Here is a 16,311-nt window from a genome sequence, read left to right on the forward strand (position 1 = left end):
CTTGACGCAGACCATCGCCCCGCGCGTCCGGACCCTGGTGCTGCTGCTCCTGGCCGCGGCCTGCGCACTGCTGGCCGGTGCCGGACCGGCCTCCGCGCACGCCGCGCTCACCGGAAGCGACCCCCGGCAAGGGGTGGTGGTCGACAAGGCTCCGGCCCAGGTGTCGCTCACCTTCTCCGAGTCGGTCTCCATGGACGACGACTCGCTGCGCGTCCTCGATCCCAAGGGCAAGCGCGTCGACGACGGCGCACCGTCCGGCACGGGCGGCACAACCTACTCCGTGAAACTGCACACCGGGCTCCCCAACGGCACGTACACGGTGACCTACCAGGTCGTGTCCGCCGACAGCCACCCGGTCGCCGGCGCCTACACCTTCTCCGTCGGCGCCCCGTCCAAGACCTCCGTCTCCGTCACCGGCCAGGAGGCGGGCGGCGGGTTCGTCGGAGGGCTGTACGGCTTCGGCCGGTACGTGTCGTACGCCGGGTTCGCCGTCCTGGTGGGCGGCGCCGCCTTCGTGCTGGCCTGCTGGTCGCGCGGCTCCGGGGTACGGGTCGTGCAGCGGGTCGTCGTCTCCGGCTGGCTCGCGCTGACCGCCGCCACCCTCCTGCTCCTCCTGCTGCGCGGCTCCTACACCAGCTCCGGCAAGGCCGCCGACGTCTTCGACCTGAGCCTGCTCGGCGAGGTGCTGCAGACCAAGGCCGGCGCCGCGCTGGTCTCCCGGCTGCTGCTGCTCGCGGCGGCCGCGCTGTTCATCGCCGTGCTCTTCGGCGCGTACGACAAACGGGAGGACGAGGAGAAGCGGGACCTCACCTTCGGGCTCGCGGTCGGCGGAAGCGTCGTGGCCGCGGGCCTCGCGGCGACCTGGGCGATGTCCGAGCACGCCTCCGTCGGTCTCCAGGCCGGCCTCGCCATGCCGGTCGACGTCGTCCACCTGATAGCCGTCGCCACCTGGCTCGGCGGACTCGTCGCCCTGCTCGCCGCCCTGTATCGCGGCCCCGCGGACACCCCGGTCCCCGACGACGCCGTACGCCGGTTCTCGCGCATCGCCTTCGGCAGTGTCATCGCCCTGGTGGCGACCGGCACCTACCAGTCCTGGCGCCAGCTCGGCTCCTGGACGGCCTTCACCGACACCCGGTACGGCCAGCTCCTCCTCGTCAAGATCGGGCTCGTGGCGGTACTCGTCGGCGTCGCCTACTTCTCGCGACGGTGGACGGCCCAGTTGGCACAGGCGGTGCCCGCCGTCGCCCGGCAGCGTGCCGCCGAGACCTCGTCCGGGAAGGTGAAAGTCCCCGAGAAGGCCTCCGGTACTGGAAAGGGTTCCAGCACCGCGACGGCCTCCGACGCCGGGAAAGGCTCCGGCACGGGGAAGGGATCCGGCGCTGGGAAGGGCTCCGGCACGGGGAAGGGATCCGGCGGCTCCCAGCGTGCCGCCCAGCTCGCCCGGCAGCGCGCGGCCGTGGACGCCGCCCGGCAGAAGCAGCACCGGGACGCCGACCCGCACCGCTTCGGACTGCGCCGCTCCGTGCTCGCCGAAGCGGGCGTCGCCGTCGTCCTGCTCGCCGTCACCACCGTCCTGACCCAGACCGAGCCGGGCCGGACCGAGGAGGAGGCCAAGGCCTCGGGCCCGTCCTCCACCGCCACCTCCGCGCCCTCCGCGCCCTCCACCGGCGCGGTGACGCTGGACATGCCCTTCGACACCGGCAGCCAGAACGGCAAGGGCGTCGTACGGGTCGAACTCGACCCCGCCCGGGTCGGCGCCAACGACATGCACCTCTACGTCGAGCGCCCGGACGGTACCGCCTTCGACATCCCCGAGGTGAAGGTGGCCTTCACCCAGGAGGCCAAGGACATCGGGCCCCTGCCCGTCGTCCCCGACCACATCACCACCGGACACTGGTCGGCGAGCGGAGTGCAGATCCCGATGGCCGGTGACTGGGAAGTCGCCGTGACCGTACGGACCTCCGACATCGACCAGGTCACCATCTCCAAGAACGCGCAGATCGGCTGAACCGCACCATGGCTGACCAGTCCATTCCGGAGGCCCGAAACCCCGAGGCGACCCGCGGGACGCCCGGCGGCCCCGGGCCGCTCGACCCCGAGAACACCACCGCCCGCACGGGCGTCTCGCGAAGGCGACTCCTCGGCACCGCCGGTGCCACCGGGCTCGTCCTCGGCGCGGCCGGCGGCGCCGCGGGCTACGCGGCCGCGCCCTCCTCCGCCGCCACCCCTCTCACCTCGCTCGGCAGCGAGCAGGCGATGTTTCACGGGAAACATCAGCCCGGCATCACCACCGCCATGCAGGCCTGCGGCCACCTCGTCGCCTTCGACCTCGCGGCGGGCGCCGGGCGCAAGGAGGCCACCGCACTGCTGCGCCGCTGGTCCGACACAGCCCGGCGGCTGATGGCGGGCGAGCCCGCCGGAACCCGTGACACGGACGTGGCCCGGGACGCCGGCCCCTCCTCGCTGACCGTCACCTTCGGATTCGGGCACTCCTTCTTCGGCCGTACCGGCCTGGACAGGCAGCGTCCGGTCGCACTCGACCCGCTCCCCGACTTCTCCTCCGACCACCTCGACAAGAACCGCAGCAACGGCGACCTCTGGGTGCAGATCGGCGCCGACGACGCGCTGGTGGCCTTCCACGCCCTGCGCGCGATCCAGCAGGACGCCGGGACGGCCGCCCGCCTCCGCTGGCAGATGAACGGCTTCAACCGTTCACCGGGCGCCACCGCCCACCCCATGACGGCCCGCAACCTCATGGGCCAGGTCGACGGCACCCGCAACCCGAAGCCCGCCGAGCCCGACTTCGACAAGCGGATCTTCGTCCCCGAACAGCCGGGGAAGGGCGGACAAGCCTGGATGGCGAACGGCTCCTACGTCGTCGTACGCCGTATCCGCATGCTCCTCGACGACTGGGAGCAGCTCTCGGTCAAGGCCCAGGAGGACGTCATCGGCCGCCGCAAGGCCGACGGGGCACCGCTGTCCGGGGGGTCCGAGACGACCGAGATGGACCTGGAGAAGACGGACGGGGCCGGCAAGCTCGTCGTACCGATCAACGCCCACGCCCGCATCACCCGCCCCGACCAGAACGGCGGCGCTGCCCTGGTCCGCCGGCCCTTCTCGTACCACGACGGCTTCGACGCCGACGGTGTCCCGGACGCCGGCCTGCTCTTCATCTGCTGGCAGGCCGATCCGCTGCGGGGCTTCGTGCCCGTGCAGCGCAAACTGGACCGGGGCGACGCGCTGTCGCAGTTCATCCGGCACGAGGCGAGCGGCCTGTTCGCGGTGCCGGGCGGGGCGGCGGAGGGAGAATACGTGGGGCAGCCGCTGCTGGAGGGGTGAAACCGGCGGCGAGTCACCCCGGGGAGGGGGCTTGGACGAGACGCGTGGGCCGGGTCCCGCCGGGCCCATTAGGGTGAGTACATGCCAGCCAGTTACGCGTATCTCGGCCCTGAAGGCACCTTCACCGAAGTCGCCCTGCGCACACTTCCGGAGACGGCGACCCGGGAGCTGGTCCCCTACGTGTCCGTCCAGTCCGCGCTCGACGCGGTGCGCACCGGCGAGGCCGAGGCCGCGTTCGTGCCGATCGAGAACTCCGTGGAGGGCGGCATCACCACCACCCTCGACGAGCTGGTCGCCGGCCAGCCGCTGATGATCTACCGCGAGGTGCTGCTGTCCATCACCTTCGCGCTGCTGGTCCGCCCCGGCACCAAGTTGTCGGACATCAAGACGGTCACCGCCCACCCGGCCGCCCAGCCCCAGGTCCGCAACTGGCTCAAGGCACACCTCCCGGACGTCGCCTGGGAGTCCGCCGCCTCCAACGCGGACGGCGCCCGCCTGGTGCAGGAGGGGCGGTACGACGCGGCCTTCGCCGGTGAGTTCGCCGCGGAGCGCTACGGCCTGGAGGTGCTGGAAGCCGACATCCACGACGCGGAGAACGCCCAGACGCGCTTCGTGCTGGTGGGCCGCCCGGCGCGGCCCGCGGCTCCGACCGGCGCGGACAAGACGTCCGTCGTGCTCTGGCAGCGGGACGACCACCCTGGTGGCCTGCGCGATCTGCTGGGCGAGTTCGCCACCCGGGGTGTCAACCTGATGCTGCTCCAGTCCCGGCCCACGGGCGCCGGGATCGGCAACTACTGCTTCTGCATCGACGCCGAGGGGCACATCACCGACCGCCGGGTGGCCGACGCGCTGATGGGCCTGAAACGGTCCTGCCTCCAGGTGCGCTACCTCGGGTCGTATCCGCGGGCGGAGGTCGAGCCGGCGGACGTGGACGCGCTGCGGCCGGGTACCTCGGACGAGGCGTTCGTGGCGGCGGCGGACTGGGTGGCGCGCTGCCAGGACGGCCGGTTCTGACAGCCGTTAGCCACCGGAGCCATCAGAGCCCCAGAGCCGTCGAAGCCGGCCAGTCGTACCTGCCGATTTTCCTTGTCCACAGGAGTTATCCACAGGTCTGCTTCTCGACCTGGGGACAAGTCGACAACGAAGCGGTATTCGGTCGACAAATCCCCCTACAGCCCTTTACTTCCTCCACAGGGCCCCAGGTCACCCTTCGTCCACCTGTTTCTTGACCCCCATACTCCGGAGCGACACCGGATGCCCCGTTTCCACTCGAAAGTGGACGTGCGGAGGGTTTGGGCGGGCCGCCTCCCGCAATTTGGAATGATCACTTCCGTCAGTCCACAGATCTTTCACACAGCCTGTGGATAACTTTTCCGGGCTGTGGGTTCCTGTGGACAGCGCACCCTCAAGTCCCGTTCTCCACAAGGAAATCCGGTCAACCCAGCGTCCGTACACTGCCTCGTTCCAGGGATTCGGCCTCTTTTCATTGACGCAGGGGACACAAAGGGCAATATCCGCATAACGGAACGTGAGACCCGTGTGCGGCAAAAGTGAGTCGAGACCCATGACCGCACACCGGTAGCCTTGGCCACGTGATTGACCTTCGCCTGCTCCGTGAGGACCCCGACCGTGTGCGCGCGTCGCAGCGCGCCCGTGGAGAGGACGTCGCGCTCGTCGACTCCCTCCTGTCCGCCGACGAGCGGCGCAGGTCGTCCGGCGTCCGCTTCGACGAACTGCGCGCCGAGCAGAAGGGCCTCGGCAAGCTGATCGGCAAGGCCTCCGGAGACGAGAAGGCCGCGCTGCTCAAGCGGGCCGAGCAGCTCAAGACCGACGTCAAGGCCGCCGACGCCGAGCGCGACGCGGCCGACACCGAGACCCAGGAGCTGCTCCAGCGGCTCGGCAACCTCGTCCACCCCGACGTGCCCGTCGGCGGCGAGGAGGACTTCGTCACGCTGGAGACGCACGGCACGCACCGCGACTTCGCGGCCGAGGGCTTCGAGCCGCGGGACCACCTCGAGCTGGGCCAGCGACTCGGCGCCATCGACGTCGAGCGCGGCGCCAAGGTGTCCGGCTCGCGCTTCTACTTCCTGACCGGCGTCGGCGCGCTCCTGGAGCTCGCCCTGGTCAACGCGGCGATCGCGCAGGCCACGGCGGCCGGCTTCACGCCGATGCTGACCCCGGCCCTGGTGCGCCCGCAGTCGATGGCCGGCACCGGCTTCCTCGGCCAGGCCGCCCAGGACGTCTACCACCTCGACAAGGACGACCTGTACCTGGTCGGCACGTCCGAGGTACCGCTGGCGGCCTACCACATGGACGAGATCCTGGATGCCGACCGCCTGCCGCTGCGCTACGCCGGCTTCTCGCCCTGCTTCCGCCGCGAGGCCGGCTCGCACGGCAAGGACACCCGGGGCATCTTCCGCGTGCACCAGTTCGACAAGGTCGAGATGTTCTCCTACGTCCTCCCCGAGGACTCGCGGGCCGAGCACCAGCGCCTGCTGGAGTGGGAGAAGCAGTGGCTGACGTCGCTGGAACTGCCGTTCCGGGTGATCGACGTCGCCTCGGCCGACCTGGGCTCCTCGGCGGCGCGCAAGTACGACTGCGAGGCGTGGATCCCGACGCAGGGCAAGTACCGCGAGCTGACCTCGACCTCGGACTGCACCGAGTTCCAGTCCCGCCGGCTGTCGATCCGCGTCCGCGAGGACAAGAAGGTGCGCCCGCTGGCCACCCTCAACGGCACGCTGTGCGCCGTACCGCGCACCATCGTGGCGCTCCTGGAGAACCATCAGCAGGCCGACGGCTCGGTGCGCGTGCCCGAGGTGCTGCGCCCGTACCTGGGCGGCCGGGAGGTCCTGGAACCGGTGACCAAGTGACTGACACCGGCACCGACACCGGCACTGAGGGGGTCTCCGACTCCGGTTCGGCCGGTGGTTTCCCGTACCGGCTAATCGCGACGGACCTCGACGGCACGCTGCTGCACAGCGACGACACGGTCTCGCGGCGCACCCGGGATGCGCTCGCCGCGGCCACCGCGGCGGGCGCGGCCCACATCGTGGTCACCGGGCGGGGCGTGCCGTGGACCCGGCACATCCTGGACGACCTCGGTTACGAGGGGCTGGCCGTCTGCGGTCAGGGCGCGCAGGTCTACCACGCCGGGGAGCACCGGCTGCTGACCTCGGTGACCCTGGACCGACAACTGGCCGGGGTGGCGCTGGCCAAGATCGAGGCGGAGACCGGTCCGCTGTATCTGGCGGCGAGCCGCGACGGTCTGGACGGCGACGTCCTGGTCGGCCCCGGCTACGCGGTCGGGGGCGATCTTCCGGCGGTGCCGTTCACCGACTCCTCGGACCTGTGGGCGGCTCCGCTGAACAAGATCTACATCCAGCATCCGACCCTGTCGGACGACGAGCTGGCCGAGGCCGCCCGCCGCACCGCGGGCGGCTTCGTCACGGTGACCATGGCCGGAGCCGGCATAGTCGAGCTGCTCCCCCTCGGCCTGTCCAAGGCCACCGGCCTGTCACTGGCGGCCCGGCGGCTCGGGCTGAAGGCCGCGGACACGATCGCGTTCGGCGACATGCCCAACGACGTCCCGATGTTCGGCTGGGCGGCCCGGGGCGTGGCGATGGCCAACGCGCACGAGGAGCTGAAGGCGGTGGCCGACGAGGTGACGTCCTCCAACGACGAGGACGGCATCGCGGTCGTGCTGGAGCGGCTGGCGGCCTGATCCCGGTCCCCAAGCCCCCGGAAGGCCGGGGCCAGGGGCTCCGGCCGCACGGTCCGGACGGCGTCGGCGTCCCCGTCGGTCGGCCCACGCGAGGCGTCTCGCGTGCTCGAAGCGGCCGCCCGATTTCGCCGGCGCCGTCCGGCCTTCGTGCATCCCCCACAGTGCCGTCGCGGAAAGCCGGGCGCCACCGATTAAAAGCGGACGTACTCCGCGGGGGGCGCCGTGTCAGCCCCGACGCCACCTGCGGCGTCGGCTCTTGCTGAAGAACCATCCGGCGGGTGGCTCGTCGGAGCGCCACGGCTGCGGCTCCGGCTTCTCGCGGCTCCAGCGGGCGGCGAGCATCCGGGCGCGGGCCGAGGGCTCGGAGGTCCCGGCGTCCCGTATGAACTCCTCGTCCAGGACGAGGCCGTCCCAGGCCTCGTCCCCGGCGCCGCCGGTAGTGCCTTCGGTGGTGCCGTTCACAGCGCCGCCCTCCGGCTGTCCCCGGTCGTCCGACCTCGGTGTCCGACCCACCATCCCGGTCCTCCCAGTCCTGCGTCCCCCGTGACTTCCCCGTGCATTTCGGTGCATTCCCCGGCCCAGTGTGCACGGGCCGGGGTGAAGGCCCCGTCAGGTCCGGGTCCTGCTCACTCCTCCCCGGCGAGCGTCAGCGACCGCAGCTTCTGGCCGGCGTACCAGGTGGCGAGCACGGTCACCCCTACGAGCAGCACCGTCGCGGTCGGCAGGCCGACGTCGGAGGTGACCAGGTTCCCGTCGGCGACCTTCTGGGCCACCGCCAGCGACCACTGCTGCACGCTCAGCGTGCGGGCGCCCGGTACCAGGGAGCCGAACAGGGCCTCCCAGACGAGGGCGTAGACGAGCCCGAAGACCACCGCGTGCCGGGACACCGTGCCCAGCAGCAGGAACAGCGCGGCGTAGGCGATGGAGGCGACCAGCGCGGCGATCGTGTAGGCGATGGCGACCTGCTGGCCGTTGCCGTTGAGAATCAGCCCGGCGAGCAGGGTGGGCACGGCGGAGAAGACCATCGTCACGGCTATGGCGACGATCAGCTTGGTGAAGATGATCGTGGGCCGCTTGATCGGCTTGGACAGCAGGTACACCACCGAGCCGTCGTCGATCTCGGGGCCGATGGCGCCGGTGCCGGCGATGACGCCGATGATCGGCACCATGGTGGCGAGGGCGAACCCGCCCAGCACGTCCGCCGCGGTCTGGTCGTCGGCTCCGGCAAGCGCGCGCACCGCGACGGCGATGACGAGCAGCAGCAGGGGGAGCGCGCCCAGGATGAGGGCCCGGCGGCGGCCGAGCAGGGCTCGGTAGGTGAGCCGGGCGACTGTGGGGTCGTACATTCTTCGGCCTCCTACGCCGCGACGAGATACGAGAAGACGGACTCGAGGGACTCGTCGGACGGCGAGACCGTGAGCAGCCGGATGCCGTGGTCGCGGGCGACCTTGGGCAGCAGGGTCGTGAACCGGCCGAAGTCGACGGCCTGGACGCGCAGTGCGCCCTCGGCGAGGTCGACCTCGATGCCGGACGTCGACGGGTCGGCGATCAGCGCTGCCGCGAGGGCCCGGTCGTCGCTGGAACGCACCAGGTAGCGGTGCGGCCGGTCGGTCATCAGACGGCGGATCTTGCGGAAGTCGCCGCTGGCCGCGTGGCGCCCGGCGACGATGACCTCGATGTGCCAGGCGAGTTGTTCGACCTCTTCGAGGATGTGCGAGGAGAACAGCACCGTGCGGCCCTCGTCGCCCATGCGCCGCAGCAGGTCCATCAACTGCATGCGCTGGCGCGGGTCCATACCGTTGAACGGCTCGTCGAGCAGCAGCAGCGAGGGCTGGTGGACGAGGGCGGAGGCCATCTTCACGCGCTGGCGCATGCCCTTGGAGTACGTGGCGATCTTCCGGTCCTGCGCATACGCCATCTCCACCGTGGCGAGCGCCTCGTCGGCCGCCTTGGCGCCCAGGCCGTGCAGTTCGGCGTTGGCGAGGACGAACTCGCGGCCGGTGAGGAAGTCGTACATCGCCTCGCGCTCGGGGACGACGCCGATGTGCTTGTAGATGGCCTCGTTGCGCCAGACCGTCTGTCCGTCGAGGGTGACGGTGCCGGTGGAGGGGGCGAGGAAGCCGCCCATCATGTTGATGAGGGTGGACTTTCCCGCTCCGTTGGGGCCGAGCAGGCCGGTGACGCCGGGGCCGATCGTCATGGTGATGTCGTTGACGGCGACCACGTTGCCGAACCAGCGGGAGACGTGGTCGATGTTCAGCGTGGTCACAGTCCCACCTTCGTGTAGCGGCGAACCAGCAGGCCGTAGGCGCCGGCGATCAGGCCCAGGGTGACGAGGACGTAGACCGCGCCCTCACCGTTGCTCGGGCCGACCCCGCCGGGGAAGGCCGAGGTGGCGCCCAGGAAGGCGGACTGCACTCCGTCGATGAGGGTGATCGGCGAGAACAGGCCGATCCAGGCGACGGCGCCGGAGCTGCCCTGGACGTCCGCGATGGCCTGGAGCGTGGAGACCGCGCCATAGCTGATGGTGAGGACGGCGATGACGGCCGCGATGCCGAAGCCGCGGCGCGGGGTGACCGCCGCGACGACCAGGCCGAGACCGGCGAAGAGCAGCGAGAGCAGTGCCACGGAGACGAGTCCCTGTGCGAACCCCTTGGTCTGGTCCGCGAAATCGAGTTTGGCCAGCAGCGCGCCCACGTAGAGCACCAGCAGGGGTGCGGCGGTGAGAATGAACAGGGCGGAGGCCAGCGACGCGTACTTGGCGCGGACGTAGTCGGCGGTCTCGATCGGCCGGGAGAAGTACAGCGGGACGGTTTTGAAGCGCAGGTCGCGCGAGACGGACTGGGGTGCCTGGGCCGCGACGTAGAGGCTGATGACCGCCTGCAGGACGATCGCGTAGCGCGTGTAGCCCAGGGGCAGGTCGTTGGCCTTGGTGGCGACGGCGACGGCGACCATGATGGCCGCCGGCAGGCACATCACCACGAACAGCAGCATCGGCAGCACCTTGGACTTGGCCGAGCGGCCGAGGCCGTAGGCGCCGCGCAGGGACTGCGAGTAGAGCGAGCGGCGGGCGTAGGCGCGGCCGAGGCGGGGGCCGCCGTAGCTGCGGTAGCCGATGTTGTGGATGCGAGTCTGGTCGCCCGGGACCGTGGCTGTGGGCTGTTCAGCTACCATGGCCGACCGCCTCCTTCCGTTCTGCGTCGCTGTCGGTGAAGACCTCCGAGATGTGGTGCCGGCGCTGTTCCATGCGCACCAGGCCGAGGCCGAGGTCGGCGATGACGTCGCGCACCAGGTCGTAGGTCTCCTCGCCTGCCGAGGTGAGCAGCAGGACGTGGCCGGCGCCGGGCAGACCGCTGCCGTCCTGGACGCTCATCCCGCGCGCGTCGAGCGCGTCGCGGACCGCGCGGGTGCCGTCGGGGTGCTCGTCGGTGTCGGTGACCTCGATCGCGAGGGTCGTCGTGGTCTGGGTGAAGTCCGTGGTGGAGCTGGAGCGCAGCAGCTTGCCGCCGTCCACGACGACGACGTGGTCGCAGGTGCGTTCCAGCTCGCCCAGCAGGTGCGAGGTGACGAGGACCGAGATGCCGAAGTCGGTGTAAATACGGCGGATGAGGCCGAGCATCTCGTCGCGGCCGACCGGGTCGAGGCCGTTGGTCGGTTCGTCGAGGAAGACCAGTTGAGGGTCGTGCACGAGGGCCTGCGCGAGCTTCACGCGCTGCTTCATGCCGGTCGAGTAGCCGCCTATGGGCCGGTAGCGCTCCTCGTACAGGCCGACGTGGCGCAGGGTGTCGGCCGTGCGCTCGCGGGCGGCGGTGGGCGGCAGGCCGGACATGCGCGCCATGTGGACGACGAACTCGGTGGCCGAGACGTCGGGTGGCAGGCAGTCGTGTTCCGGCATGTAGCCGACCCGCTCGCGGATGTCGGCGCCCTTGGTGGCGACATCGAGTCCGAGCACTTCGGCCCGGCCCTCGGTGGCGGGAGACAGACCCAGCAGGATCTTGATCAGAGTGGACTTGCCGGCGCCGTTGGCACCGACGAGTCCGGTCACACCGGGTCCGACGTCCACGGAGAGCCGGTCGAGAGCGGTCACCCGGGGGAACCGCTTGCTCAGGCTTTCGGTCGCGATCACAGTCACATCCATGACAGTAGTGACGGCCGCCACCGCGGTCGTCAGACCGGAGAGCCGTCTTGGCGTCAGACTCGAGTAGTACGGGCCCGTAGGGGATGCCGTACCTGAGAGCCACGGCGCGGCCCCCGAGGCCGCCGCCCACCGCCCTATTGACGTTGGGTCTAACAACTGGGAGATTCGGCAGCACGATCCTCGTCGTCACCGACTCGCGGGGCCCGGGGAGAGCGTGGGGACTGCGGCGCTGGGCGGAGGAGAGATGACGGTGCTGGACGGTGCGAGGGAACGCTGGGTGCGCACGGGCGGGGTCGAGCTGTGCGTGGCCGAGCTGGGCGATCCCGGGCAGCCCACGGTCGTCCTGGTGCACGGCTACCCGGACAGCAAGGAGGTCTGGTCCGAGGTCGCCACCCGGCTGGCCCGCCGCTTCCACGTGGTCCTCTACGACGTCCGCGGCCACGGCCGGTCCACCGCGCCGAGCCCGCTGCGCGGCGGGTTCACGCTGGAGAAGCTGACGGACGACTTCCTGGCCGTCGCGGACGCGGTGAGCCCGGACCGCCCGGTGCACCTGGTGGGCCACGACTGGGGCTCCGTGCAGTCCTGGGAGTTCGTCACGGTCAAGCGCGCCGAGGGCCGCATCGCGTCCTTCACCTCGATGTCGGGCCCGTCCCTCGACCACTTCGGGCACTGGATCGGCAAGCGCCTGAAGCGCCCCACCCCGCGCCGGGTCGGACAGCTCCTCGGCCAGGGCGCCAAGTCCTGGTACGTCTACTTGCTGCACACTCCCGTACTGCCCGAACTGGCCTGGCGCGGCCCCCTCGGCAAGCGCTGGCCACGCATCCTGGAGCGCCTCGAGAAGGTACCGAGCGGCGATTACCCGACCCCGTCCCTGCCGACGGACGCGGCGCACGGGGCGTGGCTGTACCGGGACAACGTGCGGCCCCGGCTGCGCCACCCGCGCGAGGACGCCTACGCGCACGCGCCCGTGCAGCTCATCACGCCCCTGGGTGACGCGTTCCTGTCGGAGCGGCTCTACGACGGACTGGAGCTGTGGGCGCCGCGGCTGACCCGGCGCACGCTGCCCGCGGGGCACTGGGTGCCGCGCACCCGGCCGGACCGGCTGGCGGACTGGATCACGGAGTTCGTCACCGCTGTCGACGGCGGGCGGTCCGGGACGGCGTCGAGCGGCAGGTACGCCGACCGCTTCGGCGGGCAACTGGTACTGGTCACCGGCGCGGGCAACGGCATCGGGCGGGCGACGGCGTTCGCGTTCGCCGAGGCCGGCGCGCGCGTCGTGGCCGTCGACCGGGATGCCGAGTCCGCGGCCCGCACCGCGGAGCTGTCCCGGCTGGTCGGTGCGCCGGCCGCCTGGGCGGAGACCGTCGACGTCTCCGACGAGCAGGCCATGGAGAAGCTGGCGGCCAGGGTCGCCGCCGAGTACGGCGTGGTGGACGTGCTCGTGAACAACGCCGGGATCGGCCTGTCGGGCTCCTTCTTCGACACCACGCCGGAGGACTGGAAGAAGGTCCTCGACGTCAACCTGTGGGGAGTGATCCACGGCTGCCGGCTGTTCGGCCGGCAGATGGCCGAGCGCGGACAGGGCGGTCACATCGTCAACACCGCGTCGGCGGCCGCCTTCCAGCCCTCCCGGGCGCTGCCGGCCTACGGCACCTCCAAGGCGGCCGTCCTGATGCTCAGCGAGTGCCTGCGGGCCGAACTGGCCGATCAGGGCATCGGCGTCACGGCCATCTGCCCCGGGTTCGTCAACACCAACATCACCTCCACGGCGCACTTCGCGGGCGTCGACGCCGACGAGGAGAAGCGCCGCCAAAAGCACACCGCCCGGCTGTACGGGATGCGCAACTACCCCCCGGAGAAGGTGGCCGACGCCGTCCTCGAGGCGGTCGTGCACAACAGGGCCGTAGTCCCGGTGACGCCGGAGGCACGAGGGGCACGACTCATGTCCCGGTTCGCACCCGGGGTGTTGAGGCGCGTCGCCCGGGTGAAGCCGCCTCTGTAGTTTCCACAGAGAACCTCAACCATCCTGTGGATAACTCGACTTGACTGTGGATCAAACCTCGTCGACAAAATCGATCGCGTGATGCGCGTCTCAGTCGGCAGGCTGGTGCCATGCGACAAGAACGCCAAGAACTCCACGAACGCCAGGAACACCTGGCCGACAGACGCACGGTGAAGGTGTCCAAGTATCTGTCGAAGCACCTGCGCCACCAGCCGGAGAGAATCGGGCTCACGCTCGACGAGGGCGGCTGGATCGAGATCGACACCCTGATCGCCGCGGCGGCCTCGCACGGCTTCCCCTTCACCCGCGAAGAGCTCGACCACGTGGTCGACACCAACGACAAGCGACGCTTCGCCGTCGAAGGCACCCGCATCCGCGCCAGCCAGGGCCACAGCATCGACGTGGACCTCGGACTGCCCTCGGCGGCACCGCCTCCGTACCTCTACCACGGGACCGTGGCCCGGCACCTGGACGCCATCCGCACCGAGGGACTGCGGCCGATGAACCGGCACGACGTGCATCTCTCCCCGGACCGGGAGACCGCGACCCGGGTCGGGGCCCGCCGCGGCCGGCCGGTCGTGCTCCCGGTGGACGCCGCCGCCATGCACCGCGACGGGCACGTCTTCCACGTCAGCGAGAACGGCGTCTGGCTGACGCAGAGCGTGCCGCCACGGTATCTGCGCTTTCCCGTTCCGCACTGACCCAGCATGATCGAAGACATGGAACACCTGCCCACCACCCAGGCCGCCGTCACCGCCCTCCGCTCCATCGCCGAGGAGTACGGCCTGGAGGTCGAGGTCACCGACGCCATCGGCGCCGACCAGACCTCCCGCCGCAGCTCCGCGGGCGTGGGCGTGACCACCGACGCCGACGGTTCCCTCCCGCACGAGGCGTTCGTCGAGTTCGGCGGCGTTCCCCGGGTGAGCGTCCGGCTCTTCCCCGACGACGACGCCCTGATCACCGTCGAGAACGTGGAGTGCCCCGACATCCCACGTGACGAGGTCCCCGCGTTCCTGCGCTCCGTCTTCGGCGACCGTGCCTTCGTCAAGGGACGCCGCTTCCCGCCCGGCTACCACCTGATCGTGCCGCTGCCCGGTGACCGCACCCACAGGGAGTACGTTCCGATGATCTTCCTCAGTCCGTGGCTGAGCAGTCGCGTACGGTGACGCCGGAGGCTGTTTCACGTGAAACCGGGGACGGCCGCATAGGCTCGGAGACATGAGCCTGCGTCTGAGCACCGTGATCCTTCCGTACCGCCGCTGGCAGGACGGCGGCCGTTCGACCTGGACACGGGCCGAGCAGCTCGGTTTCCACACGGCGTACACCTACGACCACCTCTCCTGGCGGAGCTTCAGGGACGGCCCGTGGTTCGGCGCCGTGCCCACGCTCACCGCCGCCGCGGCCGTCACCGGGCGGTTGCGGCTGGGCACCCTCGTCACCTCGCCGAACTTCCGGCACCCGGTGACGCTCGCCAAGGAACTGATCTCCCTCGACGACATCTCCGGCGGCCGGATCACGCTCGGCATAGGAGCGGGCGGCACCGGCTTCGACGCCACGGCACTCGGCCAGGAGCCGTGGACGCCGCGTGAGCGGGGGGACCGGTTCGGCGAGTTCCTGCCGTTGCTCGACCGGCTGCTGACCGAGGACGCCGTGTCGTACGAGGGCGACTTCTACTCGGCACACGAGGCGCGCAACATCCCGGGCTGTGTACAGCGGCCCCGGCTGCCCTTCGCGGTGGCCGCGACCGGTCCGCGGGGTCTGCGGCTCGCCGCCCGGCACGGGCAGGCGTGGGTGACCACCGGCGACCCGAAGCTGTTCGAGAACGGCACCTCCGAGCAGTCGGACCGGGCGTTGCGGGAGCAGGGCGACAGGCTGGCCGACGCCTGTGCCGCGATCGGCCGCGAGGTGAGCGAGCTGGACAGGGTCCTGCTCACCGGCTTCACACCGGAGCGAAGCCGCCCGCTGGAGTCCGTCGACGCGTTCGTGGACTTCGCCGGCCGGCACCGGGACCTGGGCTTCACCGAGCTGGTCGTCCACTGGCCGATCGCCGACTCGGACTTCACCGCGGACGAGAAGATCTTCGAGCGGATCGCCATGGAGGCACCGGCGCAGCTCAAGGAATGAGAGCCGTTGCTGAACGAACGTGGTCGAGGAATGAGAGCCGTAGCTCACAGATGTGCGGACTGGCGCACGGGCGTGCAGGCATATGCGTGACAATGACCGGGTGACCTCAGCGACCCGACAGCCCGAGCCCCCGGCCGCCGCCACTCGCCCGCGACTCATCGCAACCGACCTCGACGGCACGCTGCTGCGCGACGACAAGTCGGTCTCTGCGCGTACGGTCGCCGCGCTGGGTGCCGCGGAGAAGGCGGGCATCGAGGTCTTCTTCGTCACCGGCCGCCCCGCCCGCTGGATGGACGTCGTCAGTGCCCACGTCCACGGTCACGGCCTCGCCATCTGCGGCAACGGCGCCGCCGTGGTCGACCTGCACGGCGGCCCCGGATCGCACCGGTTCGTCAAGGTCCGCGAGCTGCCTCAGCAGAACGCGCTGGACGCCGTACGGCTGCTGCGTGAGGCGGCGCCCGGCACGGTGTACGCGATCGAGCAGACGTACGGCTTCCACCAGGAGCCGGCGTACCCGAAGCTGCACATGGAGGTTCCCGACGACCTGCTGCCCGCCGAGGAGATCCTGGCGCCGGGCGGTCGCGCCGCCGCCGAGCCGGTCCTCAAGATCCTTGCCTTCCATCCGGAGCTGGACCCGGACGGCTTCCTCACGCTGGCCCGTCTCGCCATCGGGGACCGCGCCAATGTCACCCGGTCCAGCCCGAGCGCCCTGCTGGAGATCAGTGGGCCGGGCGTCTCCAAGGCCAGCACGCTGGCCCTGTGCTGCGCCGAGCGCGGCATCTCGCACGAGGAGGTCGTCGCCTTCGGCGACATGCCGAACGACGTCGAGATGCTCACCTGGGCGGGCCGGTCGTACGCGATGGGCAACGCGCACCCGGACGTGATCGCCGCCGCCTCGGGTCGGACGGTCGCCAACAACGACGACGGGGTGGCGATCGTGATCGAGCGGATGCTGGCGGACCTGCCCTGACGTCCGGTCGTCCCGCG

The 16,311-nt window shown here is 70.9% G+C and carries 15 protein-coding genes; 10 read left to right on the forward strand and 5 right to left on the reverse strand.

Annotated features, from left to right (window positions below; all coding sequences use genetic code 11):
* Position 1 precedes the first annotated feature (1 nt).
* The 5 genes from KUM40_RS04535 to KUM40_RS04555 all read left to right on the forward strand — a co-directional run bounded on the left by KUM40_RS04535 (position 2) and on the right by KUM40_RS04555 (position 7,060).
* Positions 2–2,008, forward strand: a complete 2,007-nt coding sequence (locus tag KUM40_RS04535; protein WP_217163081.1) for a copper resistance CopC/CopD family protein — start codon at positions 2–4, stop codon at positions 2,006–2,008.
* A gap of 8 nt (positions 2,009–2,016) precedes the next feature.
* Complete coding sequence (gene efeB / locus KUM40_RS04540) at positions 2,017–3,339, forward strand: iron uptake transporter deferrochelatase/peroxidase subunit (RefSeq protein ID WP_217163083.1); 1,323 nt, start codon at positions 2,017–2,019, stop codon at positions 3,337–3,339.
* A gap of 81 nt (positions 3,340–3,420) precedes the next feature.
* Positions 3,421–4,353 (forward strand): prephenate dehydratase, encoded by a 933-nt coding sequence (gene pheA / locus KUM40_RS04545; protein ID WP_217163085.1) that lies wholly within the window; start codon positions 3,421–3,423, stop codon positions 4,351–4,353.
* A gap of 578 nt (positions 4,354–4,931) precedes the next feature.
* The gene (gene serS / locus KUM40_RS04550; RefSeq protein ID WP_217163087.1) at positions 4,932–6,209 is read left to right on the forward strand and encodes a serine--tRNA ligase; all 1,278 of its coding nucleotides are present in this window, start codon (positions 4,932–4,934) and stop codon (positions 6,207–6,209) included.
* Positions 6,206–7,060 (forward strand): HAD family hydrolase, encoded by an 855-nt coding sequence (locus tag KUM40_RS04555; RefSeq protein ID WP_217163089.1) that lies wholly within the window; start codon positions 6,206–6,208, stop codon positions 7,058–7,060. Before serS ends, KUM40_RS04555 begins: the two co-directional genes overlap by 4 nt.
* A gap of 225 nt (positions 7,061–7,285) precedes the next feature.
* Here KUM40_RS04555 and KUM40_RS04560 read toward each other — a convergent pair whose 3' ends face one another.
* The 5 genes from KUM40_RS04560 to KUM40_RS04580 all read right to left on the reverse strand — a co-directional run bounded on the left by KUM40_RS04560 (position 7,286) and on the right by KUM40_RS04580 (position 11,186).
* Positions 7,286–7,522 (reverse strand): hypothetical protein, encoded by a 237-nt coding sequence (locus KUM40_RS04560; protein ID WP_217163091.1) that lies wholly within the window; start codon positions 7,520–7,522, stop codon positions 7,286–7,288.
* Positions 7,523–7,686: 164 nt separating this feature from the next.
* A complete protein-coding gene (locus KUM40_RS04565) occupies positions 7,687–8,406 on the reverse strand; it encodes an ABC transporter permease subunit (protein WP_217163092.1) in 720 nt (239 codons plus the stop codon).
* Between the two features lie 11 nt (positions 8,407–8,417).
* Complete coding sequence (locus KUM40_RS04570) at positions 8,418–9,329, reverse strand: ABC transporter ATP-binding protein (RefSeq protein WP_217163094.1); 912 nt, start codon at positions 9,327–9,329, stop codon at positions 8,418–8,420.
* Positions 9,326–10,234 (reverse strand): ABC transporter permease, encoded by a 909-nt coding sequence (locus KUM40_RS04575; protein ID WP_217163096.1) that lies wholly within the window; start codon positions 10,232–10,234, stop codon positions 9,326–9,328. Before KUM40_RS04575 ends, KUM40_RS04570 begins: the two co-directional genes overlap by 4 nt.
* Positions 10,224–11,186, reverse strand: coding sequence for an ABC transporter ATP-binding protein (locus KUM40_RS04580; protein WP_308401058.1), 963 nt, complete (start codon positions 11,184–11,186; stop codon positions 10,224–10,226). The genes KUM40_RS04575 and KUM40_RS04580 overlap by 11 nt, the downstream gene beginning before the upstream one ends.
* A gap of 256 nt (positions 11,187–11,442) precedes the next feature.
* Here KUM40_RS04580 and KUM40_RS04585 point away from each other — a divergent pair, with 256 nt between their 5' ends.
* The 5 genes from KUM40_RS04585 (at position 11,443) to KUM40_RS04605 (ending at position 16,294) form a co-directional block, all read left to right on the forward strand.
* Positions 11,443–13,200 carry an SDR family oxidoreductase gene (locus tag KUM40_RS04585; RefSeq protein WP_217163100.1) on the forward strand — a complete coding sequence of 586 codons (1,758 nt, stop codon included), beginning with the start codon at positions 11,443–11,445 and terminating at the stop codon, positions 13,198–13,200.
* Positions 13,201–13,352: 152 nt separating this feature from the next.
* The gene (locus KUM40_RS04590; protein WP_217163584.1) at positions 13,353–13,901 is read left to right on the forward strand and encodes an RNA 2'-phosphotransferase; all 549 of its coding nucleotides are present in this window, start codon (positions 13,353–13,355) and stop codon (positions 13,899–13,901) included.
* A 6-nt stretch (positions 13,902–13,907) separates the two neighbouring features.
* A complete protein-coding gene (locus tag KUM40_RS04595; protein WP_217163102.1) occupies positions 13,908–14,366 on the forward strand; it encodes a hypothetical protein in 459 nt (152 codons plus the stop codon).
* Between the two features lie 52 nt (positions 14,367–14,418).
* On the forward strand, positions 14,419–15,324 hold the full coding sequence (locus KUM40_RS04600) for an LLM class flavin-dependent oxidoreductase (protein WP_217163104.1): 906 nt from the start codon (positions 14,419–14,421) through the stop codon (positions 15,322–15,324).
* 82 nt (positions 15,325–15,406) lie between these two features.
* Positions 15,407–16,294 (forward strand): HAD family hydrolase, encoded by an 888-nt coding sequence (locus KUM40_RS04605; protein WP_217163106.1) that lies wholly within the window; start codon positions 15,407–15,409, stop codon positions 16,292–16,294.
* Positions 16,295–16,311 lie beyond the last annotated feature (17 nt).

Origin of the sequence: Streptomyces sp. AC512_CC834, assembly GCF_019049325.1 — a bacterium.
GTDB lineage: Bacteria > Actinomycetota > Actinomycetes > Streptomycetales > Streptomycetaceae > Streptomyces.